Source organism: Cellulophaga sp. BC115SP (genome assembly GCF_009905545.1).
Classification (GTDB): Bacteria; Bacteroidota; Bacteroidia; order Cytophagales; family Spirosomataceae; genus Flectobacillus; species Flectobacillus rivi.
Window position 1 is genome coordinate 40666 of sequence record NZ_JAAALB010000018.1, and the last position, 25078, is coordinate 65743.

The window sequence follows — 25078 nt, forward strand, 5'->3', positions numbered from 1 at the left end:
TGTTTAGTTTTTGAGCTATAAAACCCTCAGAGATTGTTAATTTATGATTTAAGTTTTTATCCGATTGTTTCTTGAAGGCAAAACAATTTAATCAATGTCAACATCCACAAATTGATGTTACCCCAATAACAACTGGTAAGAAACAGATTATTGTCCTTAATTTTGTAAATAACTATCCCTAAACCCCACAAAGGGGTTTTGTTTTACGTTTAAACTATATTCAAACTCATGCAAAGAAGAAATTTTCTTAAGCAATCTGGCCTACTTACCGCTGGAGCATTTGCGCTCAATTCATCAGACTTATTCGCCAATTCGAATAGCAAAATCATCAAAACTTTCGGTGTGCAGTTGTACAGTGTTCGTGATGTGTTGCCAAAAGACCCTAAAGGCGTAATGACTCAATTGGCACAAATGGGCTACAAACAATTTGAAAGCTACGGTGGTGCAAAAGGTTTTCTTTGGGGTATGACTCCTAAAGAAATCAAGTCATTTTTGGGAGATATCGGTGTAAAAATGGTCAGTACGCACTTCAATTATACGGGCGAAATCAAAAAACCAGAAGAGTTGAAAAAGAGTATTGACTTGGCGGCAGAAGCTGGTTTGAAATACATCCTTTGTCCTTACTTGGGTGCTCAAAAAACATGGGACGATTGGAAGCGTATTGCTGATAAATTTAACGAAGTGGGTGAGCAAGTGAATAAAGCTGGCTTGAAATTTGGTTATCATAACCACGATTACTCTTTCCACTTGCTAGATGGCAAAATGCCTCAAGAGTACTTGTTGGAAAACACTGACCCTTCAAAGGTAATGTTCGAATTAGATTTGTGCTGGATTGATGTAGCAGGTGTAAATACAGCAGAGCATTTGAAAAAATACGGTAAGCGTTATGAGCTTTGTCATGTAAAAGATTACAAAAAGGAAAATGGCAAGCCTGTTCAAAACGACCTTGGTAAAGGAAGCGTTGACATGCAAAAAACGCTTAGAGCTGCACTAGACAACGGTATGAAATATTTCATGGTTGAACAAGAAGAATACCCAGAATCGTCATTGATTAGCTTAAAATATGACGCCGAATACATGAAAAAACTTTCGATTTAGCATTATCATTCGTCTGCTTTAGGCTGTAAGCTTTAGACATTAAGCCAAAAAGCTTTTTTGCATTCATTGGGAACATTTTTGCCGAAAGCCCATTGCTGAAAGTCGAAAGCCAAAATTTGATTTTTATATTACCCATTAACTTGGGCAAAGAGAATATTGACATTAGTTTCACACTACATACGTATCTCTTTGCCTATTTTCTATTAAACAGTTCATACTACATCTACCGTCAATTGGTTTTCCATCATTTACAAAAATATCTCTACTCCTCTCTTTCAACGTTTAATCTCAACTCACATACTATCCTAAATAATTAATGAAAAGATTTCTCCTCCCACTATTATTGGTTTGGACTGGGGTAACCGCACAAGATGCTGAAGTTTTTAAACCAGATTCCATCAAAAAAGAGCTTAAAGCTATTCAGATACATCATAAACTAAAAGTTGATGGATTACTCAATGATGAAGAATGGAAATTGGCGCCAAGCTCCCCACACTTTACCCAAATAGAACCTTTTCAAGGTAATAAGCCCAACCACCATACTGAAGTGAAAGTATTGTACAACAATCATTTTCTATATTTCGGTATTACTTCAAAGGATTCTTTAGGGAAAAAGGCCATTAGAGCCACCGATTTCAAAAGAGATTTCAATGCACTTCAGCACGATTTAATCATGCTGTCATTTGATGGATTTAATGATCAACGAAATGCTATTTCGTTGGGAACTAACCCTTATGGCGTACAACGAGATTTATTGTCCTTTGATGATTTATATTATGACATGGATTGGGACGGGCTTTGGCGTGTACGTACAAGCCGAAGCGATTCTGGGTGGGTAGCCGAAATTGCCATTCCTTGGCAAACCCTTCGTTATCCGAAGACGGCAGATTCTATTCAAAATTGGGGTATAAATATTTATAGAAATAGAAGACTAAGCAACGAGGTTTCTGCCCTTTCGGCATTTCCTCGCTCGTTTACTGCTATGCGTATGAATTACGCAGGAAAATTGACCAACTTAAAACCTCCTCCCCCAACTTCAAACATCCGTTTTCAACCTTATTTCTTGACTTCGTATGACCATTATTCGGGCTATGATGCTTCGGTAAAACCTGAAGAGACGAATATTAAAGTAGGCGGAGAAATGAAATGGGCTATCAATACTAATACCATTTTTGACTTAACAATCAATACCGACTTTGCTCAGGCCGATGCCGACCGTCAGGTAAATAATGTGAGTAGGTTTTCAGTATTTTTTCCAGAAAGACGCCAATTCTTTCTCGAAAATGCTTCTCTTTTTGGTGTAGGCATTAGTCGAAATCCTGACGAATCAGGTGGTAATATGCGTATTCAGCCATTTTTTAGTCGCCGAATTGGCTTGGACGATAAAGGAAATCCTATTCCTATCGAAATTGGCGGCAGACTTGTATATCGATCAGATAAAAGAAACTTTGGAGCTATATTGATGCGACAAAAAGAACTTGGAGATTCACCTGCAACTAACTTTTTTGTAGGGCGTTTTTCTGAAAATTTTGGTAAACAAAATCGTGTAGGTGGCTTATTAACCCTTAAAAATAGACCCGATGGCACCAATATCGTAAGTACTGTTGATGCTTTTTTTAGGCTTTCGGATACTCACTCTTTAAATACCTTGGTATCGCAGTCGTCGTCGAGTATTACCGGAAAAAATGGTATGACGGCGTATGCGCAATACTTTTTTGTCAATAATCAATTCAAAATCTGGTGGACACAGTCGATTGTCACCAAGGATTATGACCCCGAATTGGGTTTTGTCTCCCGTAACGATGTAGTTGCTACAACACCAGGGATTTTTTGGTGGTATCGCGGAAAACATTTGCCCTTCAAAAAGTGGCTTCGAGCTTGGGAACCAAGTATTTTTCCAGAGTTCTACCATCAAGCCTCCACAGGCAAACTGATTGAACGAGTTTGGACAATTTACCCCATTTGGCTGAACTTGCAAAGTGGCGGATATTTTGGGTATAGTATCAACCCTACTTATCAGTATTTGACAGAAGCCTTTGAACCACTTGGGGTAAAAATTGGTGCTGGTGAGTACAACTATGTGCGTCATCAAATGTATTACAGTACGGACCCTTCGCGCGTCCTCAATTTACAAGTAGGCTATTCGGGAGGTTCTTATTTTAATGGTCATTTGGATGGAGCAGACGCTACCTTACAGTTTGCGCCCATGCCTCATGTGTCATTATCTGGGAGATTTAACCGAAATCATTTCTCGAAAGTAGGTGAAAACCAAACGACGACCAATGTAGATTTATATTCCATTGAGGGAAGATTTGCGCTTAATCCTAGATTACAACTCATAGGATTTTACCAAAGAAACTCTGAAAATAGCTCACAGAATTACAACATTAGGTTTTCGTGGGAATACCAGCCTTTATCATATATCTATCTGGTATTCAACCAACAATCCTTTAATCCATACATGGAAAGAGTACGTGTAGAAAATCATGTGATTACCAAAATTAGTTATTTGAAGCAGTTTTAGAGAAAAGAAAACAGAGATAAGGTACAAATACGTAATTCCATCAAATCTTAATCGCTAAACAAAAACCCCTTCAACTCACAAATAGCGTTGAAGGGGTTTTGTTCTAGATAATTTTCAAGATAATAGCAAGAAAGCTTTATATGAAAAACTTTCTTTTTGACTACTTCAAATCCTTGAAGCTTGGCAATACTAAATCCTTTGAGGATACGATTGGGTTTTCTACGCCCCAGTCGATGCCAAGGTCAGGGTCATTATAAATAATACCCGATTCAGAAGCTTTGTGCCAGTATTCAGTACACTTGTACAAAAATACAGTCTCTTCCAAAGCCACAAAACCGTGTGCGAATCCAGCAGGGACAAATAACATATTGCCCACGTTTGAATCCAATTCAAATTTGGCGTGTTGACCAAAAGTTGGAGAATTACGGCGAATATCTACCACGACATCAATGACTTTTCCAGTGATTACACGCACCAATTTGCCTTGTGCAAAAGGATCATATTGGAAGTGCAAGCCCCGAACGACGCCAGGCTTTGACCAAGAGTGGTTGTCTTGAACAAAATTCCCTGGAACACCATTTGCTTCAAAAAGTTTTTGATTGTACGATTCGAAAAAAAAACCTCTTTCGTCTTCGAACTTAGTTGGGTAGCATTCGATAACTCCTTCTAAGGCTGTTGTCTTAAACTGCATTATTAACGAAATTGAATAGACTGATTAACTAATTTGTTTTGAGATTCTTCAAAGTTAGTTTTTTCATAACGAAACCTAAAATTATTTTAAAGGAATCTACTTATTTGATAGCTTTTATGTTCAAGTCTGCCTTTTTTGCTATTGGAAAAGTTCAAAAACTTTATCGAATAAACTTCCTACCTTTGCCATTTATTTACCCCAAAATTGGGAATTAACATCGCACTCAAACGTATGCATATATACCTTCATATTCCTTTTTGTAAACAAGCATGTTACTATTGTGACTTTCATTTTAGTACCTCTTTATCCCAAAAAGAAGCCGTAGTCGAGGCGATTTGTCAAGAAATCCGTTTACAGAAAAACTACCTCAAGAATACCCATATAACAACCATTTACTTTGGTGGTGGCACGCCCTCTATTTTGGATGAAACTTCATTAGGAGTCATTTTTTCTACTTTACACCAAACATTTACCATTTTGCCTGATGCTGAAATTACCCTAGAGGCAAATCCAGACGATATTAGTGTTGAAAAACTAGCCATATTCAAAAAATTTGGCATCAACCGACTCAGCATTGGTATTCAGTCATTTCATGAGCCACATCTCAAACAAATGAATCGTGCACATAATGCACACGAGGCCGAAACTTGTGTCAAACTAGCACAGGATGCAGGAATTGATAATATTACGATTGATTTGATTTATGCGATTCCAGCACCAGACCATCAAATTTTATATTCAGATTTGGCGAAAGTTGAAGCATTAAATCTTCAGCACGTATCCGCCTATTGTCTGACAATCGAACCACAAACGGTTTTTGGAAAATGGACAAAACAAGGCAAAATGCCCAATATTGACGATGATTTTTCGGCACAGCAATTCAACATTCTGGTTGAAAATCTTCAAAGAATGGGCTATGAACAGTACGAAATTTCCAATTTTGCCCGAAATCAGCAGTATTCAAAGCATAATACCAGTTATTGGAAACAAGAAGAATATCTTGGCATTGGTCCGTCGGCACATAGTTTTAATGGAGCTAGTCGCCAGTATAATATTGCTAATAATACCAAATATGTTCAGCAAATCAGCGCAGGAATTATTCCAGCAACGCTTGAAATACTTACTAAGGAGGACCAAATCAATGAATATTTGTTGACAGGACTAAGAACTATCTGGGGCTGTAAAATTGATTATTTGGATAGTATTCTTGGGAGCTCTTTTTTAGATTTACAAAAAAGCTATCTTGAGCCAATTTTAAGAGCTGGGCATCTTGAAATTAATCAGCATACACTCAAGCTCACAGAAGCAGGAAAACTTTTTGCCGACCGTATTGCCTCAGACTTATTTGTAGAGGAATAGAGCAAAATATCATTTCTCCGAGACGGTAGTTTTGCTAGAATCTTTTTTACAGACCAATGATAGGCAGAATGCTAAAAAACGCTTTATCATTCAAAATCAATATTTTGTATTTTTTCTAGAAATACTTCCTAAAATTATAACAAAACCAATGATATTTTTGAGTAAATTTGTGTTTCTCAGCTTATGGCAAAAACCTAATCTACTCGTACAAATCAACTCCTCATTTGATATACAGATTGCTTTATGGGAAAAAATACATTCAAAATCACTGAGCAAGAACCAATGGAAGAAACCACGCCCAAACCTAGTTGGTGGCAACGTTATAAAACATTTAGAGAAGAACATACATTTGCGCAATACCTACAACGTCTTTTCTTCAAAGCCATCCTTTATTTTTTGGGTATCTCGTTGGCATTGGTGCTGATTTTTAAATTTGTACCTGTTTGGTTTACCCCTACCATGCTCGATCGCAAAATAGAAGCCATTGCAGATGGACGCGATTCGGAAATCTATTCAGATTGGGAACCTTACGAAAATATTTCGAAAGAAGTAGCCCTAGCCGTAGTAGCATCTGAAGACCAGCTTTTCCCAGAACATCATGGATTCGACTTTGATGCCATGTGGGGTGCATTTCGTCATAATTTCAAAGGTAAAAAAATCAAAGGAGCTAGTACTATTTCGCAACAAGTAGCCAAAAACGTATTTTTGTGGCAAGGCAGAAGCTATGTACGCAAAGCGTTGGAAGCATATTTTACCTTGTTAATAGAATTGATTTGGGGAAAAGAGCGTATCCTTGAAGTGTACCTAAATGTTGCCGAAACAGGCAAAATGACATTTGGTGTAGAAGCAGCCTCACTCAAATATTATGGGCATTCGGCCAAGTCGCTCACACGAGCAGAAGCAGCACGTATAGCGGCCGTATTACCTAGTCCCAATCGCTTTTCTATCAAAAAACCTTCGGGTTATGTACAGCGCAGAACCAATTTTATCGTAAGACAAATGCGAGGATTGGGGGGCAAACAATATATCTCAAATCTTTAGAGAAGACAAAATATTCTAAAAGTAAAAACGGGTAAAAGGTGTTTTTGTGAAACATTTTTACCCGTTTTTCTATTTTTCAGCTTATCTAAAAAGTTATTCCTGAACTACCTAGAGGAGTAACGGACTTTATTAAACGGTTTGGAAAAGTGGTAAAAAATGTATTACCTTTGCATACACTCTTGTGAAAATGTCCAAAAACGTTCTTTGAATCCAAATTTCACACGTCAAATTTAAACAACTGTAAAACAGTTTCTTACTTAATTACACATCAATTATCCAGCTTATTCGGATACGAACATTTTCACAAAATAATCCAAAACCTAATCACGATTAAGGTATTCGCTTTCATTCCCCAGGACTCCGCACAGCTTGGTTACGAATGACTGTTTTTTGTGCTATCTTACTTTTTGAGCACAATGAATATTCAAGAATGACTACTACTTGAATACGGGAAGGTGCAGTAGTCTCGCATCAGGCCGAAAGAGGCTTTTTGCTCTACTTAAACAACCATATATTGTATGAGAAAGACGCTATTACTCTGCATGTTTTTCGCTATGATTAGCATGCTTGTATCTGCTTGTAAAGTCAAACAGAAACAACACGACCTTTCTTCTCAGGACAGTCCATCTATCATCACTGAATTATTAGAGGGAGATGAACTAACCCATCAATTGTCTAAGACTTGGACAATCAACAAGGTAAATTACCAAGCAGATGCCAAAAAGGATATGCTTTACCAAAGAGGAGAAGTAGCAAATTTGCGTGATTATTCGAAAGAATGCTTCAAGTTATCGCCCGATGGCACTGTGATTCACACAGACGAAGGTGGTGACAAACACGAAGGAAAGTGGAAGCTCGTGGACAACAACACTAAATTAAAAATGGTGTTGGAAGACAAAAAGGAAGTGTTTTGGGATATTTTGAAAACCGACGCTAAGACTTTGGTACTCCATTTGAGTGTAAACGCTCGCAAAGTAAATTGGGATATTCAAAAACTCGATGAGATTGATATTCCGACCGCCGCAGTATTCGCAGGTTTTTTCGCCGGCATTGTTGATGAAAATACACAAAACATTAGCATTACTTATCAAATGAGCCCTAGGGGCTAATCAAAAAAGGCTAACCCAATGGTTAGCCTTTTTTTTGTGCTTTATTGGCACTACAACAACTCCTCTGAGGGAATCCACAAGTGTTTTTTAAAATCGACAATCTTATCATTTTTGATTACAAGACCTTCTGCTTCTAATAGTTCTTGCATAAGATTACCACCAAAAAATTCTTTTCCTGTGAGCATACCAGTACTATTTACTACACGATGCGCAGGGATAGAAGGGTCGGTATGACAAGCATTCATAGCCCAACCCACTAATCTGGCGCCACTCTTTTTTCCTAAAAACTGAGCAATAGCACCATAGCTAGTCACTCTCCCCTGAGGAATAAGACGCACAACGGCATACACATCCTCGAATATGCTTGATTTGTCGGTAGCCATTACTCCTCCTGACGGTCTTTGATTTCTTCCAGCAATTCTTGGTACCAAGCTTCGCCATATTTACGGATAAGAGGTTCTTTCAAAAACTTATAAAGCTCCACACCCAATTGTTCACCATGTGAACAGGCATCCGAACAAATATGCCAACGATCGTAATTTAAGGCATCATATTGGTCATATTTTGAAATACGGATAGGGTACAAATGACAAGAAATAGGCTTTCTCCACGAAATTTTACCATCGAAATATGCCTGTTCAATACCACATTTCAAAATACCTTTATCATCATATAAAGCAAAAGCACACTCACGACCTTCGATTACTGGCGTTGAAAAATCGCCTTCCCAATCTTTTACATAAGTACCTTCTTTTTCAATAACGGCTAATCCTTCTGGTGACAAGTAAGGTTTTACTGCATCCAAAATTTCGTCCATAATTGGCAATTCATCATCTTCCAGCGGTGCGCCTAGGTCACCTTCTACACAACATGCCCCTCTACATTTGAGGAGATCACATACAAAAAATTTTTCGGCTATATCATCACTAATGACCGTATTCTCAATTAAAATCATAATCCTATAGTATATTCGTTAAATTTGGGAAAAAGCACCAAATAAAATGCGCCACTGAATAAAAATCTAGCGAAATTAAAGTAATTTTTAGATACTTTTACAATTTGGCACTCTAATTGAGTTTGCTTGTCAAGATGTGAAGAATCTCTTTCTCTTTTGCACCTGTGCAATTTGCTTTGATTTAGCTTGTATCAGAATGGCTCATTCTATCAGCTAATAGCTTACTTCTACATAAATTGAGTATATAGACCTATCATTACTTGATTCGTTATCATTTTCTTTTAATACTGGAGGTTTTCCTAATTTTTTAGCCTCTGAATTGAATTATTAAGTATTTGTAAATACATCAAAACGTTTGAAAGTCTAAGAAACAAAACTCTGTAGAAATCGCTTGGCCCTGACATTTGCACTAAAGTACCGTAGTTGAATTAAAAATTATTGCACAAAATATATCTTACTTTTCTTAAAAAAGTTCATGAAATTATATCGCTACCTAACATTACTTGTTGCTTTCTTCCCAAGCCTATTAATGGCTCAAGATGTTCCGTCAAGTATGGTCATTGGCTCTGTTAATGTAAAGATTACGGATGAGGCGCGCACCAAAATCCAAAATGAAATTAGCCCTCTCACCATCAATTCAAACTATCTGAATAGAATGGTGAGCCGAATGCTAACCTATTTGCCTTCGGTTGAGCGCATTTTACAAGAGGAAAGAATTCCTGATGAAATAAAATACCTATGTGTGCAAGAAAGTTTCTTGAGCCCAGATGCACGTTCGACTTCGGATGCAATCGGCTATTGGCAATTCAAAAAAGAAACTGCCAAAAATTTTAATCTCCGAGTAGACGCTGTAGTAGACGAACGCAAGCATCTTATGGCATCGACTAAGGCAGCTTGTAGCTATTTTAAGAAACATAAAGATTTGTTGGGCAACTGGGTTGCCAGTATTTTGTCGTACCGCTTGGGCTATACCAGTTTTAGAAAAGCCAAAGAGATGGAATGGGCAAACAAGTCTGAAATTACCGTTACTGGCGAAACGGACTGGTATATTATTCGTTTCTTGGCCTATAAGCTTGTCCTTGACCAAGAATACAACAAAGCCAAACAAAATCCTCCTATTAGTAATCCAGTACTGTTTGAGTATAGTAAAACAAAGGGTAAAAGTCTTTACGAAATTGCTACCTTTCTGAAAGTAAGTACTCAAGAATTAGAACTTTCTAACTCTTGGCTTACCTCAAAGTCTGTTCCCGACGACAAAGATTATACAGTCTATTTGATTGTAGATCCGATGAAGTATCAAGAGCTCATGAATATTGTCGATGCTACTGATAATAATAATAATTCGTCGAACAACTATAATAATAATAGTGGCAGCATTTCAAATGGTCCAGACACTACACCAGATATTGGCTTCCCTGTGCTCAAAAGACTCTCGCCTGCCAATACTAACCCCAATGAGCCTATTTATTACGAAATAAATGGGAAAAAAGGGATTTTAGCATTGGAAGGAGACACACCCGAAAAAATAGCTGAACGTGGAGATGTTAGTTTAAAGAAATTTTTGAAATATAATGATTTGGAAGATAACGAGCGTATCATTCCTAATCAGGTATATTATTTGCGTAAAAAAGACCGCAAAGCACAAGTAGCATTCCACACAGTTCGTGGGAATGAATCTCTTTGGCAAGTATCTCAAATGTACGGTATCAATTTAGATGACTTAAAGGAGAAAAACCGTATTACAACAGTTCAAAGGTTACAAAAAGGAAGACTTCTTTATCTTATCGACACCCGTTCGGAGAAGGATGATATTCAGATTGTCAAAGATTCAGAGCAACCTCAGCCTCCTAAAGATACCAATAAAAATCCTGTACCTACACCTCCTAAAGAAGCACCAAAACAAGATAACAATACTAGCAGTGGTGTAGACAAAATGCCACCTCCAATTCTTGTAAATCCAGGCACCTCAACCAAACAACCTGATGTTCCTGTAACGCCACCTAGTACTACAAAAAAAGACCCTGATCCTTTGGATCCTGTGTACCCAACACCGAATCCAAAACCTACGAATCCAACACCGCCAAGCGATGCAAGTGATTCAAAGAAAAACTTGAATATTGGCTCACACCGCGTTGAGGCAAAACAAACTTATTACAGCATTGCCCGTTTGTATAATATGTCTGTAGCAGACTTATATCAACTCAATGGCGTAGATGCAAGCGTAACATTGCGCGTTGGTCAGGATTTGAAAGTTTATAAAAATGGGGCTTCAGATGCTTTAATTGGTAATAAAGACAACGTTATTCCTAACGATAACAAAAAGCCGAAGCCATCAGCTATTGATGAACCTATTTATAATACCCCTGAAAAAAATGAGGCACCAGTAAAAAACCCTGACAATACTGGAACATCAACGTTTGAAAGGTCAACCAATAAGCCCATTTTTAAGCTTGTACATACAGTTCAAAAAGGAGAAACGCTTTTCCGTATTGCTCAGTTTTATAATGTGAATGCCGCAGATCTTCGCAACTGGAATAGTTTGCCATCCAGTAATGTTGAAGTAGGACAAGAAATTTCGATTCCAGGAGAATTTGCTCATTTGCCAATCGAAGGTCCAGGAACAAGCACTTACAGTTCTGTTGCTCTTCCTGAAAAACCTCATGCTCGTACTCCAATAGAATATACTCCTACTGAGACGAAATATCATACGGTAAAAGCAGGAGAAACGGCGTTCCGTATTTCACAAATGTATGGACTAACGGTATCTCAATTCTTAAAAATGAACGGTTTATCAAGTCCATCGATTTCTGCTGGACAAAAACTAAAAGTTAAGTAAGCAGATATTAATATTTAGTGATTTGAGATTGAGTGAATGAGTGATTATTTTAATATTTATATTCTAGCAGTAGAGACGCAATGATTGCGTCTTAAGCCAAGTTATATCTAACATAATAGCGTAAAAAAGCGGTCGAAAAATAATTTTCGACCGCTTTTTTACGCTAAATTTCATTGTGATATATCCCTCGATACAAAGTACTGCGTATCTACTACTAAGATTTAGCTTAGCATAATCACTAAATCGCTCCATCACAACTCACTCAATATTCAAATATGCCTCTTACAATTTTCTAGAAATCATAATACCATCTCTCAATGGCAATAAGATATTTTCTGTTCTAGGATCATCGTGACACATTTTGTTGAAATCTAATAAGTTTTTGGTATCCTTATCAATCTTCTTGCCTTCTTCTACATTGGCAACTTTGCCGCTCCACAAAACATTGTCAGAAAGAATATAGCCACCTTTACGAACTTTATCAAAAACTAAATTATAGTATTTGGTATAGTTCATTTTATCAGCATCAATAAATACCAAGTCAAAAACTTCGTCGAGGGTTGGAATAATTTCTCCTGCATCACCAATACGATAATCAATTTTATCAGCATAAGGAGATTCGTCAAAAAAACTACGCGTAAATGTTTCTAACTCTTCATTTACGTCGATGGTAATAATTTTGCCATCATCTGCCAAACCCTCCGCCAAACAAAGTGCAGAATACCCCGTATAAGTCCCAATTTCAAGGATACGACGTGGGCGCATCATATAACTTACCTCCGCCAAATAACGTCCTTGTAAATGCCCTGAGAGCATACGAGGTTGTAAGATTTTGACGTGTGTATCTCTATTCAGTTTTTTCAACAAATCACTCTCAGGCGTGGTATGCTGTTCTGAATAGTCATTAATATTTTGTGGAAGAAAATCCATTTTAAACTCAATTTAACTTCTTGATGAAAGTACCTAAGCCCTAGTGCTCAATTATGAGTTGAGAATTGTGAATGATGAATTAGTCCTTTATATTGGAAATATTGCCTAATTTTTGCCTCATATTTCAGGAAAATTATGGAATACTCCCCTATTTTCGAAATCAGAAATTCATAACTAGTAGTGTACAAAGGATTATGAAAAATGTTTATTTCGAAAGTATAATCTTCTAAATTTTGTAAAAAAATAAAGGTATTTTACTTTATTTCCGAAATCAGAAATCCCAAATCTGAAATTGTTGGAAATCCTTCGTACAGTCTCCTAATTCATAACTCACAATTCTACATTATTAACTACTTTGTGGCGATATAGAAAAAGTCGAAACAATTTTCTGCATCGTCATTAATAAAATAATCCTGCCAAGTAATATCTGACACTAACTTGCCATCACTTTTCTGAATAATATCACGGCTCATACGGTTGGCAATATCATAAGGTATTTGCAACATCCATCTTGGCAAGCGGTATTGTAAGTTGAAAATATCGAATCTTGTAATTTTCTCAACTGAGCGTTTATTTTCTTCATAGTAAGCCATTACTTTAGGATTACCATGAATACCTTTCGTTTGGATGGTAGGGAATACTTTCAAGATTAAATTTTTCAATTCATCTGCAAGGTATTCTCTCACGTGCCAAGGATTGCGACTCAATGAATATTTACGGTTTACCGTAGTCAAAATCAACTTCCCGCCTGGTTTTAATACACGATGTGCCTCTTTGATAAACGCCAAATCGTCTTCGATATGCTCGATTACTTGAAAAGTCACAATATAATCAAACGTATTATCGGCGATACCTTTGAGCGGTGGCAAAAACATATCGATGAATTTGAAGCTTGGATACTCAGCTGTTAACTTAGTCATCAAAGGCTCATTTTTGTCGACACCCGTATAATTTGTTACCGAAGGAGCCAATACAGCCACTCCGCGGCCAGTTCCACAACCGATTTCTAACAAGTCGCCAGAGACCATTTTTGCGGCTTCGATATAAGGGAATAACAAACGCTGATGAACAGGATTGTCTGATACAATTTCAGAGGAAGCGATTTCGGTAGTTTTATACATTGTATTCTTGAGTAAAATCCAATTTGTCAATAAAGTGTGTGTTTCCACGCTTTGGCACTTGGAGTCTTTGTATTTTTTTTCAAAATTACCGCTTTTGCTTGACATCAGAAAAATACTCCTTAAATTGGTTCGTTATTTATCCGAAATAAGTTTCGGTTTGGTAAAGTTCTAAGCATATATCTTTCAAAAAATGCTTTAAAGAATTTACCTCTTAAGCTTTTTTACACTGAATCATTTGAACATTCCCTACAAATTGTAGGTTGATGAAACGAGCTTACTCATTTAGAATTACTATGAAACAATTATTTTACCTATTCGCCGCATTAGTTTTGTTGAGTGGATGTACTGCTACCAATCCATCTGTAAAACAAACTGCCAATAACCAAGAGAATAGAGTTCCCTTACAACGAATTCTTACCAAAAGTAAGTTTTTGGACAATGGTAATAACATCAGAGTATATGTAACTTTCTATCTCGACCGCCCCTCTACTCTTGCAGAGGTAAGTCGTGAAGTGGTAGTAAATTATCAGCTATTTGCTGAGTACAACAGCACCAAACAAGCTTTGGTAAGTGGCAATGTCAATTTTTCGGTAAATACATTGCTTGAAGACAAAGGCTGGTACATTGCATCATTTGACGTACCTAAGCCAAAAGATTTGTACACAGGCGTTGTTTTAACCGAAATCAGAGACAACCGTAGCAATAATAAAACAATTAATGACTGTTTTGTAAGATTCCAGTCTGGCAAAGTGGGAGACTACTATATGTTTTTTGATAAAACTGGAACAGTACCTCTCTTACAAAGTTTTGTAACTGCTGGTGATTCTGTTATCTTAAAAAGTTTAGATAGCAAAACAACAGTATTCAAAACAATGCGCTATAAATACGAGTTTGACCCAGCCCTTTCACCAATGGCTACAGGGCAACGTGTACCTCAAAAAAGCTTATATACCGACTCTGTTTACACGCTTCAGTCGAATAAAATCATCAGATTTGATACAGAATCTTTGTATTACATGACTAAAGATACCTCTGAGGCGTTCGGTATCGGATTGATGGTAGTGGATAAACGTTTTCCAAAACTAACTCGTCCAGAAAAGCTAGCTCGTCCGCTTATCTATATGAGCACCTCTACCGAAACAGCTGATCTTTACGGTTCAAGAGAGCCTAAAAAAGCACTTGATAACTATTGGCTGAACGTAACTCAAGGCAATCAAAATAATGCTAAACGCACCATCAAGGCATTTTATCAACGAGTAGAACAAGCCAACAAAATGTTTAGTACCTACAAAGAAGGTTGGAAAACCGACAAAGGAATGGTGTGGATTATCATGGGAGACCCTTCAAAAATAGTACGAACTAAGGATAAAGAAATCTGGACATATACTCGCAATAGTCAATACTCGGAGGTAAATTTTACCTTTAACAGAAGAGCGAACCAATTTACCGAAGACCATTATGAACTACAGCGATATGCTGAATATCAATCTATTTGGTATCCAACGGTAGACCAATGGCGTAATGGAGATGTAGGAGTTAGATAAGCTTTATTTTCATACTCTTGTTAAAGAAATTAAATCAAAACGCTGTAGATGAAACCATAAATCTACAGCGTTTTTTATTGAAAATAAATTTTCAATAAAAATGCCTTATTTACATTTGCTAATTTTAGGTGAATAATGAAGAATTTCTTTTAAAATACTGCATTATACTATACCTTTAGGAATCGACCATATACCTAAATCTACCATAATGAACTCACCACATCTACGTACAATTTTTCTTTTCCTATTTTTATCTATTTCTATCACAATTACCAAAGCACAAGCACCTACTCCAACAGATACCTCCCATGTGCAACTAGAATCTGTGATTTACTTAAAAAGTAAAATTTTCTATATTGGAAAGATTCTAGAACAAACTCCAGAATTTGTTCGATTTGAAACACCTGATGGACGCAAGAAAAAAATTTACAACACAAGTATCGACAAGATCGTACCTCTCGACCCTACAAACCCACCAGTAAAGTACTACTTCGAAGACCGATTTTTGGATAGGCTCATTCTAAGTCCAACAGGATTTGAAGGTGGTCAAGAAGGAGCACAACTACATATTCATTCGGGAATTACAGAAATATCTTTGTTTCCGATTAAAAAATTTTCGATGTCTGGAGCTATATTTCCTTTTTATCCTAGGCTCTTTTATATGTATAAAGCCAAGCTTATCTTCTTAGATACAAGGCTTTTTCATGCTTCTGTATCTGCTGGGAAAATAGGTATGTTTAGTAGTAGCGGCGCCTACTGGGCTCCTGCGCTGAGTATTGGTACAAGCAAATCATTTGTCAATATCTCTACCGCATTTTTCAAAAATGATCAGGAAAATAGTAAAGGGGTTTTAGCAGCAACCTTGGGATACTCCAAACGATTAAATCATCAATTGACACTAATGAACGAAGGGGTCATGGTGTTTGAAGGAGGCGATGCTATATTAACGATGCTAGGTTCATCACTAAAAATTAGTAGAGAAAGATATGCCTTAGAATTTGGGCTTAACTTAGCTATTGATACAGATAACGTTCGTAATAACATTCAAATCAATGGTTCGCCCAGATTTAGTTTGCATCTTCTTCTCAATAAACCTACTGCTAAAAAAAAACCATAATCTTTTCTCGCAAACAGATAAGTTGTAAAGATTTTAGTAAAATACCATTCAAAGCATCGCATAAGAATGCGGTAGTTGTTGGTTACTGCCAAAAACTTTACGAACTTTGTTAAAATTTTTCATTAACAAAAAGAAAAGACTTATAAGGATATCTATCTGATTGTTAATACCAAACATAGCCAAGTGCTATATTTATATTCAAAAAAAATGTCATTCGAACAAAAATCTGAAGGGCCTAAAAAACCTTTCAAATATTTTAATCATGCACCGAGACCCGACAATAAAGATATTGTTTTTGGGGTTCAATCGGTATTGGAGACACTGCGCTCAGGGAAAGAAATCGACAAGATTTTAGTACAAAGAGAATTAGGATCTATCGAAGTATTGGAGTTCGCTCGTCTTCGTGGTATTCCTGTTCAAAAAGTTCCTACTGAAAAATTAGACCGTGTTACTCGTAAAAACCACCAAGGTGTTATTGCTTTTGTTTCTGCAATCAATTACGCTAAGTTGGATAACGTAGTAGCGGGTATCTACGAAAAAGGAGAAACACCACTTCTTCTAATTTTGGATAGAGTAACCGATGTTCGCAACTTTGGTGCGATTGCTCGTACTGCCGAGTGTACCGGTGTTCATGCTATCGTGCTTCCTACAAAAGGAGCAGCACAAATCAATGCTGATGCCATGAAAACATCTTCAGGTGCCTTAAACTTTTTGCCTGTTTGTCGTGAAGAAAGTTTAGCTCAAACAGTAAAATATCTTCAAGAATCAGGGATTCAAGTGGTAGGTTGCACCGAAAAAGTTTCTAAAAATCTATATGAAGTAGACATGACTATTCCTACAGCAATCATTATGGGTTCTGAAGAGGATGGTATTTCGGATGAATTATTAAAAGCAGCTGATGAATTGGCCAGTATTCCAATGGCTGGTCGTGTAGGCTCGCTTAATGTTTCTGTGGCTAATGGTGTGGTATTGTACGAAGCAGTACGTCAGCGCCTTAGTTTGTAGTATATCTATAGTTTGCAGAAACTAGCATAACATGGTTAGTTTCTGCAAACATTTTCTCCCTATCAACAAATCTTTCGGACCAGAATATATCTGTCTTATTCCTCTTCTTTTAGCTATTACCCTCTTTTTTTGATTTTATTCCTAATGTGCCGTTCACTCAATAATCGGAGTTATATTCCACATATTCAAGGAAGTATTTATAATTTTGATTAGAAATCAGAATGCAAAGTTGAGTTTGTTCGTTTTTAGTAAAAGTCCATTTCCTAATTATCTGCTACTAATTTGACAAATTGCCTCTCATTGGTTAAAAATCGATTTTCACGCAGTTTTTTGCATACACTGTTATTCAGATAATAACATTTTAGTGCGCAATTCGTTTTAGAATTGAACACGTTTGGATTTAGAAATAATTAGTTACCATAAATAAGTTCGGAATATGAAAAGCTCAATACCAATGGTATTGGGCTTTCTTGTTTGTAAGGCGTTACTGTCTTTTTATGACTGCTGGAGAAGCCTGTGCCGTAGGATATACCAAAATATCTGCCAAGACAACGTGTGCTGGGCGCGTCACCGTAAAAGCAATAATATCTGCAATGTCTTCTGCTACCAAAGGCTGGAATCCTTGGTATACTGCATCAGATTTTTGAGCATCTCCTTTGAATCTCACCATTGAAAACTCGGTTTCGACTGCCCCTGGAGCAATATTGGTTACTTTGATATTATGTGGGTTCAAATCCAAGCGCATTCCTTCTGAAATAGCTTCTACTGCAGCTTTCGAAGCACAATATACATTGCCATTCGGATACGTTTGCTTACCTGCTATTGAGCTGATATTGACAATATGCCCTGTCTGACGTGCTATCATCCAAGGCATTACAACCTTCGAAACATAGAGCAAACCTTTTACATTACCATCAATCATCGCATCCCAGTCGGCTACATCACCATCTTGAATAGTTCCAAGTCCGTGAGCATTTCCTGCATTGTTGAGTAAAATATCCACTTGTTTTAATTCTTCTGGAAGACTATTCAATGCCGTTTCTACGGCCTCACGGTCACGTACATCAAAAGTTAGGGTATGAACTTTTACTTTAGATGATAATTCTTCTTTCAACTCGTTGAGACGTTCGATACGGCGTCCACAGATTACTAAATCTATTCCCAAATTGGCAAATGCCACTGCTGTTGCTCTACCAATTCCCGAGGTAGCTCCTGTAATAATCGCTAATTTTGACATAATCGTTGCGAGGGTGTTGATGAAAATCGCCCCTTATCTTTTGTGTATTTTGATTAAGCTTTTTAATACAACTCATAGCTATATATGAATTGTTTCTCAAGTTAGGTAAAAAAGGGAAATGATTACACCCAAAAATAGATAAAGACACCTCGTTTTAGTCGTATCAAGCTATCTTGATTTGCCTTCTTGGTTTGTCTTATTTAATCGGTGAAAAATCGGTTGGCATTAGATATTCTGATTTCAAATAGACGGTAAGCAACCCTCCTGCTTTGGCCTCTGTTTCGGCTTTGACCTTTTTCCATGCTGGATCAGCATCAAATTCCTTAAAAGATGCCAAACCAGAAGCTTTGTCTTTATGTACCACAAAATAGTATAACATATCCTCCGCTCCTTGGCTGGTCTCAGTAGGTGTCCAATAAATCAAATTATGGATACCATGTTTTTCGAGTAAATCAATAGTATGATTTTTAAAGCGGTCGAGCAAATTGCCAAGATTATTGGGCGTAGCTTTATAAACTCGTAGTTCGAATACACGATTACCCACATTTTTCCAGTCATAGGGTGAAAAGTCAGTCATTTTTAAATCCACACTCTCCATTTTAGCGACGATTTCTCCGTCTTTGGTGGTTTCTGACACAACTTTTTTCCACGCTTTATCCTCTACAAAAGCTTTGGAATAAGCTTCTTTTGCAGATTTATTAGGGAATGACAACAAATAAACGAGTTTACTATCTATATTATCAAGGGGTATCCAAAAGCCTTCAACTATTATATGATGCTTCTTGAAAAGTTTTAACGTATGATTTTTAAAACGATCTAGCAAAACGTCTAATTTCCCCTCGGTGGCATAATAGGTTCGTAATTCGTACAAGCGCTCTTGTGGGGCTTGCGCCTGAAGTGTGGTTATTTTCAGAAAAAATAAAAAAACAATTATCAGTCGAGGAGCTTTCATGGTGATAGATTTGTTGAAAAATGTAATAGATTTTGAATATATAAAAAAAGGAAAGAACTCTTTTTGAATCCTTTCCTTTTTCCTTAAAATGAGGGTTTATGACTAGAGAATAATCTATTTTAGAAAAATATTTTTACATTTGTTGAGTAAATAAATAGTGGCACCTACATATAAATAAGACAATGAATATATCTCACTTCAAAGCTATTTTTAGATTAGCTCCAGATCTATCTATTCAAATCGACCCTTCCCATTTTAGCGAAATTCGTTTTCACATTTCAATTCATCTGTTGACTGATGAATGACTGAGTATTTTCACAAGATAAAATCTAATCTTGGGGAATAAGCTATCCCAAATAAAAACAAAAACCCCGACACATGGCAAGCCAGCGGTTTCGGGGAATACGTTGTAAAAATAAGTACTTTTATCCACAAAAACAATAGCAACGAATTGTCTACGCAGTATCAACTTCACGAAAAGTTACTTTCAACACCACGTTTAGGGCGTTTTCTAACAGCCACACAAGGCAATAAATCTCAGGCAGTTAGATTGTATAAATATAATTTAAGGCTATCTCAGTCGCTTTTTGGAACAATTTCAATGCTTGAAATTGCATTACGAAATGCCATTGACAAGCATTATCAACAGCAATTAAACCAACCGGATTGGCTTAAGCATAGTAGTCAACCATCAGGCTTATTCAATGACCCTTCATTAAGAAATCATGCGGGACGTTTTGAACAAGCTGAAAAAGTTAACTCAACCATAATCTCATTAAGAAAGCACTACTCTCATGATAAGCTTGTTGCAGGTTTAAGTTTTGGATTTTGGCGATTTATGTTTTCTGGTATTCAATTTAAGGTATTTGGGAACACGTTATTACAAATATTTCCTAATCGCCCCAAAGGGATAAATCAAAAAAATATTTACCAAAAACTTACCGATATTAATAATTTACGTAACAGAATTGCTCATCATGAACCCATTTGCTTTGATGTTAACAACAAACCCTCTATCCTATATTCACAAAGACACTTTCAGGATATTTTGGAGTTATTAGAATGGCTCGGTTACCCCTCTAAGCAAATATTATCAGGTCTCGAATCTCCCAAAAAAGATTGGGAAAAGATACAAAAGATCCGTTGAAAATACCATTGATAAGGAAGTATGTCTCCCCTACTGAATCCCTACAATCTCAACTCTTCGGTTTCTTTTCTTACTATCTTCGTTATCGTTTGGCGCTACTGGTTGAGCCCCTCCATATCCTTTAAATGTCAAGCGTTTATCGTCTATACCTTTACTCACAAAATAATTTAAAATGACTCTAGCGCGGTTTTCGGACAAGGCTTTATTTAACCTTGGATCACCAACGTTGTCGGTATGTCCTGCAATTTCGATTTTGGTTTGCGGGTTTTGTTTCAACATGGTCACTACCTTGTCTAATTCTGGATAGGACTCTTTTTGAAGAATAAAACTTCCTTGTTCAAAATACACGTTATTTAGTACAAAAGACTTTCCTTTTTCAATCTTCTGTACTACATCTGGAGCATTTTTAGCAGCAGGCGCTTCTACTTTAGCCACTACTGGTGGTGCTTGCGTATTCTCTTTGGTACGAGTCAGCAATATTTCTTTCTTTTTGTCAGCCGATGATGGCTCTATCTTAGCAGAATAAGGCATATATCCCTCTGCCTGAATATCTAACTGATATGAAGCTACAGGACTCAACTCCGCACTATAAGTATCATTTTTCAGATTTAAAGCCAACTCTTGCGAAGACTTTAAGTCGGTCAAATGTGCTGTAACATTACTCACAACATTTTTATACTTGGCATCCATAACAGTAAAAGACAATATGGTTTCTTTTTCGAGCCAGATAGCAGTTTTACCCTTATCTTTCTTCATACTCTCGTCGAGTGTGAAGCGTCCGTCGTATAACTTGTAACCCTCTGCTTTTACTTCAATAGTATAATTTACTTTATCCATCAATGAAGCTAATACATATTCATTACGAATATCGGTACTTCCTTCGGCAATCGTACCTCCTCCTGGCGCGCTAATTTTTATGCTTGCGGACACTCTTGATTTTTTGACTGCATCAATAGCATACAACTGAATAAAATACTTTTTGAAGGGTTGTAATTCCAAATCCTTGCGCTGATCATCGCTAGTAGCCTGTATTTGCGTTTCGTATTCCTCAAAACCTGCTGCTTTCACCTTCATTTTATAAGTATGTCCAGGCGTTAGATTAGCACTTACCTCTCCGTTTGGTAATGTTACCATGGCAGATACCATTTTGTTGGTCTGAATATCTGTCATTATCACCAAGGCATCTTTCAATAAATCACGCGTTTCGGCATGAACTGGACGAGCGGTTAGCACTGAAAAGTCTCTTGAGAAATAGACATTAAAGCTTCTACTCGCAGAAAGATCTGCAATCGTAATTTTCTCTTTTTTAACAGAATATCCTTTTACTACGGTCTCAACATAATATGAGCCAAAAGCAGGAATGACAAACTTAAACTCCATTTTACCAGATATGGTCAAACCCTGACTAACAACACTTCCATCTGCTTTGGTTACTTTAAATATAGCTTCTAATGGTTTTTGTGAAATCGAATCTTTAGCAGCCAAAGTCACGGTCATATCCGATGCCACTCGTGTCATTCGGCAAACTAACTCCGTACCTGAAAAATTATTGATTTCTTGTGAAAAACGCTCAAATCCGCTCGATACCAACTCTATTCGGTATTTGTTTTCTGGCAAAATCGAAATACTAGGCGAACCATCGTTTGCAATGATTACCTCAGGCTTGGCATTTTTATCGGACAAATCATATAGTGCATATTTCTGTACATCAATTTTGGAACCTGTTGCATTGTCAATTACTTTGACAGCAACTTGTACATATTCTTTTTCGAGACGGATAATATAATTATACTTCTTATTTTCAAGCAAATCCGCCATATTGAAGGTACTTTGCTTATGCTTGAATGTTGGCGCTGAAGTTTCGACCGTAAATACTTCTTTTTCTGATATGCGTATCTCTACTTCAGATTTACCTTGGAAAGTCTCCACTCGATTAGATTTCTCAAGTTTGACCGTTAAATTGGCCTCAACAGGCTTATTGGTTTTAGCATCCAAAACAGTAAAGCTTACAGGAACAGATTTGTTTCTGTACAAGGTAAAAGTAAGAGTTGCTCCTACGGGAATGTCCTCTATTTTTTGAGATAAAGGACGATAGCCATCGGCACTTGCTACTACCTCAAAAGATCCTTTACGTTTCATCATGGCTTTAAATTCACCAGCAGAACCCTGAATAGTAGGATTTACTTCGCCAGTGAGCATATCAGCAATTTTCACTTTCGAAGTTTTGATGATTTGCTTGGTATCTCCGTCTACAATTTTCACCGTCATAGGATAACGGTCATTTTGCATGGCTATCAGCTCTACTTTCTTTTCACCTAATTTAAAATCTGAAAATTCAAGTGTTTTTTCAAAAGGCAAGTAACCATCTGCCTCTGCCGTAATTTCTAATACGTCCTCTTTCAAAAGTTTAACCTCAAAAAACTCCGTATCTTTATTCGTTTTACCTTCTAAAACCTCGCCCTTTTTCTTCGTTTTTACTTTGAATGAAGCATACAAAAGCCCTTGTGTTACATCATCTATCGCCTTCAATCGTATGAGCGTAACCTTACGTGGAATCAACTTAACCGTCAAATCATTCGTTGATTGTCCAGTGAAATTGAGGTCATTATCTTCAAAATAATCAGATTGAATAGACACTTTGACTTGGCGATTTTCTGGAAGATGGAGTTTTACAGAATTCATGCCTGTTTGTGGCGCAAATTGTGCTATAGTCCCAGTTCCGTTTTCTGTCAAAATCACTTTCCAGTTTGGTGCAGGCTGATTGGTGCTAGCATCCAATGCCTTTATCGTAAAATTGGCATTAGTAGCTTCTAAAGCGATTTGCGTGAGTGGCTTTGCATCTTTTTGATTATCATATTTGAGGGGCTGCCTTATGGAGTTATATCCTTTGGCATTCACCACTAATTCGTATTCCTGCCCCAAAGCAACTGCGCTTGCAATTTGTCCTGTTGCACCTTGTTGTTGGGTAGCAATAGCTTTTCCACTCCCCTTTTCTAAAATCTCAACTTGTGCTGGCACTAGAAAACGAGTTTGTGAGTCAACTACTTGGAAAACTAATTTAAGTTGAGGCACATTGGCAGGAATTTTGGCTGGAACAGGCTCGACCTTTGCCGTTGTCTGATTAGCGAGCATCACCAACTTGATAGGCTCTACACTTGCTTCACAGCTTGATTGATTGGTAAGATCCAGTCCTAATCTTTTCTCATAATATCCTGCTTCTCTAATTTCAAAAGAATAGTTTCCTTTAGCTGGAACAATAGCGGTATAATTTCCTTCGGCATTTGACAAGAATGAAGCTATCAGAGTATTGCCTTTATTTTTATCAAAAATATTGATTCTAGTTGCCACAGGCTTATTGGTAAGCGAATCAGTAATAGTCCCAATAATGGTCTGATTAGCAAATAAGGAAACCGAAGTGGTATATATATCGTTATTTTCTACAAAGAATAACTCTTGTCCACAAGCAGGTATTGCCGCAAACAAATCTGCCTGTGGAGTGTTTATTTCATTTAAAGGTTTTGCTGGCGACCATGAATTATTCGCTTGAAGAGTAGAATAATACAGATCAAAATTACCCTTTCCTTCTTTTCTTACTGAGGCAAAAACTAAGGTTTTCCCATCAGGCATAATTCGAGGGGCTTTTTCGCAAAGCAAATTGATAGGACTTGGTAGCTCTACAGGCGTTTTCCAAGAGCCATCAGGCGCTTTTTCAGACACCATGATTCTGTAACAAGATTGAGCATCTTGCGTGTTTTTTTCATTGTATTTGGCACGAGCAAAATACAGCTTTTGTCCATCGGGTGACAAAGATGGATATCCTTCGTAATCGGTGGTGTTGATGGTATTAGGCAAACGAGATGGTGACGACCATCCTGTAGATTCTTTTACGGAAACAAAAATATCTTCGTGACCAGAAGATTCTTTGCTTTCTGCCGAGAAATACAAAATATTTCCATCGTAGCTCAAACATGGAGCTCCGAGTGGTTGATTTTCGTAAAAAGTAGCACTGATTTTGGGTATTGACGTAGGAACAGACCAAACATTTCCTTTCCTTTTGGTTTCAAACAACTTCCAATCTCCCTGTCGATTTGACTCGAAAATCATGGTACGACCATCTGCACTAACTGTCGGAGCGGTTTCTATAAATTTGGCTGTGTTAACAGGTGGGTTTAGGGCTTTTTTTCCTTGCGCCACGATATGCTGTGAACCCAAAGAGCCAATTATTCCCAAAAGTATAAACTTAATATTTCGTGTTACGTTTTTCATGGGCAATTAATTACTTTGCAAAATTAGTTAATTTTGCCAATTGCGTACCTTGCTTTACACTCTTAGATGAAGTATTGAGTAGCTTTCTTTCATAACGCATAATCTGATGATTCATGATTTGCAAGAATTTGAAAAGTTTTCACTCA

General features: G+C 37.1%; 18 protein-coding genes. 10 read left to right on the plus strand and 8 right to left on the minus strand.

The annotated features are described in order from the left end of the window. Positions 1–228 precede the first annotated feature (228 nt). Together GVN22_RS14685 and GVN22_RS14690 are read left to right on the plus strand one after the other, a co-directional pair. Positions 229–1098: a sugar phosphate isomerase/epimerase gene (locus tag GVN22_RS14685; protein WP_166551764.1), complete on the plus strand. Its 870-nt coding sequence runs from the start codon at positions 229–231 to the stop codon at positions 1096–1098. 316 nt (positions 1099–1414) lie between these two features. Next, complete coding sequence (locus tag GVN22_RS14690; RefSeq protein ID WP_166551765.1) at positions 1415–3622, plus strand: carbohydrate binding family 9 domain-containing protein; 2208 nt, start codon at positions 1415–1417, stop codon at positions 3620–3622. Between the two features lie 160 nt (positions 3623–3782). Here GVN22_RS14690 and rfbC read toward each other — a convergent pair whose 3' ends face one another. Beyond that, complete coding sequence (rfbC, locus tag GVN22_RS14695) at positions 3783–4313, minus strand: dTDP-4-dehydrorhamnose 3,5-epimerase (protein WP_095160411.1); 531 nt, start codon at positions 4311–4313, stop codon at positions 3783–3785. A gap of 231 nt (positions 4314–4544) precedes the next feature. Here rfbC and hemW point away from each other — a divergent pair, with 231 nt between their 5' ends. From hemW to GVN22_RS14710, 3 genes are all read left to right on the plus strand, one after another. After that, positions 4545–5672, plus strand: coding sequence for a radical SAM family heme chaperone HemW (hemW, locus tag GVN22_RS14700; protein WP_166551766.1), 1128 nt, complete (start codon positions 4545–4547; stop codon positions 5670–5672). 243 nt (positions 5673–5915) lie between these two features. Further along, entirely contained in the window at positions 5916–6713 is a 798-nt protein-coding gene (mtgA, locus tag GVN22_RS14705; RefSeq protein ID WP_205690907.1) for a monofunctional biosynthetic peptidoglycan transglycosylase, read from the plus strand. 518 nt (positions 6714–7231) lie between these two features. Then, positions 7232–7822 (plus strand): hypothetical protein, encoded by a 591-nt coding sequence (locus tag GVN22_RS14710; RefSeq protein ID WP_166551767.1) that lies wholly within the window; start codon positions 7232–7234, stop codon positions 7820–7822. Positions 7823–7872: 50 nt separating this feature from the next. Here GVN22_RS14710 and GVN22_RS14715 read toward each other — a convergent pair whose 3' ends face one another. Together GVN22_RS14715 and GVN22_RS14720 are read right to left on the minus strand one after the other, a co-directional pair. Continuing rightward, the gene (locus GVN22_RS14715; protein ID WP_166551768.1) at positions 7873–8205 is read right to left on the minus strand and encodes an MGMT family protein; all 333 of its coding nucleotides are present in this window, start codon (positions 8203–8205) and stop codon (positions 7873–7875) included. Beyond that, entirely contained in the window at positions 8205–8777 is a 573-nt protein-coding gene (locus GVN22_RS14720) for a DUF3109 family protein (RefSeq protein WP_166551769.1), read from the minus strand. The genes GVN22_RS14715 and GVN22_RS14720 overlap by 1 nt, the downstream gene beginning before the upstream one ends. 475 nt (positions 8778–9252) lie before the next feature. On the opposite strand from GVN22_RS14720, the gene GVN22_RS14725 reads away from it, so the two are divergent. Further along, positions 9253–11613, plus strand: coding sequence for a LysM peptidoglycan-binding domain-containing protein (locus GVN22_RS14725; RefSeq protein ID WP_166551770.1), 2361 nt, complete (start codon positions 9253–9255; stop codon positions 11611–11613). A 282-nt stretch (positions 11614–11895) separates the two neighbouring features. On the opposite strand, the gene GVN22_RS14730 is transcribed toward GVN22_RS14725, so the two are convergent. After that, positions 11896–12543, minus strand: coding sequence for an O-methyltransferase (locus GVN22_RS14730; RefSeq protein ID WP_166551771.1), 648 nt, complete (start codon positions 12541–12543; stop codon positions 11896–11898). Between the two features lie 350 nt (positions 12544–12893). Further along, positions 12894–13712: a class I SAM-dependent methyltransferase gene (locus GVN22_RS14735; RefSeq protein WP_205690908.1), complete on the minus strand. Its 819-nt coding sequence runs from the start codon at positions 13710–13712 to the stop codon at positions 12894–12896. A gap of 245 nt (positions 13713–13957) precedes the next feature. On the opposite strand from GVN22_RS14735, the gene GVN22_RS14740 reads away from it, so the two are divergent. The 3 genes from GVN22_RS14740 to rlmB all read left to right on the plus strand — a co-directional run bounded on the left by GVN22_RS14740 (position 13958) and on the right by rlmB (position 17330). Then, entirely contained in the window at positions 13958–15208 is a 1251-nt protein-coding gene (locus GVN22_RS14740; RefSeq protein WP_166551772.1) for a GWxTD domain-containing protein, read from the plus strand. A 208-nt stretch (positions 15209–15416) separates the two neighbouring features. Beyond that, complete coding sequence (locus GVN22_RS14745; protein WP_166551773.1) at positions 15417–16325, plus strand: hypothetical protein; 909 nt, start codon at positions 15417–15419, stop codon at positions 16323–16325. 207 nt (positions 16326–16532) lie between these two features. After that, positions 16533–17330: a 23S rRNA (guanosine(2251)-2'-O)-methyltransferase RlmB gene (gene rlmB, locus GVN22_RS14750; protein ID WP_166551774.1), complete on the plus strand. Its 798-nt coding sequence runs from the start codon at positions 16533–16535 to the stop codon at positions 17328–17330. A 484-nt stretch (positions 17331–17814) separates the two neighbouring features. Here rlmB and GVN22_RS14755 read toward each other — a convergent pair whose 3' ends face one another. Continuing rightward, entirely contained in the window at positions 17815–18567 is a 753-nt protein-coding gene (locus GVN22_RS14755; RefSeq protein ID WP_166551775.1) for an SDR family NAD(P)-dependent oxidoreductase, read from the minus strand. 196 nt (positions 18568–18763) lie between these two features. Continuing rightward, a complete protein-coding gene (locus GVN22_RS14760) occupies positions 18764–19519 on the minus strand; it encodes an NIPSNAP family protein (protein WP_166551776.1) in 756 nt (251 codons plus the stop codon). 451 nt (positions 19520–19970) lie between these two features. On the opposite strand from GVN22_RS14760, the gene GVN22_RS14765 reads away from it, so the two are divergent. Next, positions 19971–20666, plus strand: a complete 696-nt coding sequence (locus GVN22_RS14765; protein WP_166551777.1) for an Abi family protein — start codon at positions 19971–19973, stop codon at positions 20664–20666. A gap of 30 nt (positions 20667–20696) precedes the next feature. On the opposite strand, the gene GVN22_RS14770 is transcribed toward GVN22_RS14765, so the two are convergent. Continuing rightward, the gene (locus GVN22_RS14770) at positions 20697–24932 is read right to left on the minus strand and encodes an OmpA family protein (protein ID WP_166551778.1); all 4236 of its coding nucleotides are present in this window, start codon (positions 24930–24932) and stop codon (positions 20697–20699) included. Positions 24933–25078 lie beyond the last annotated feature (146 nt).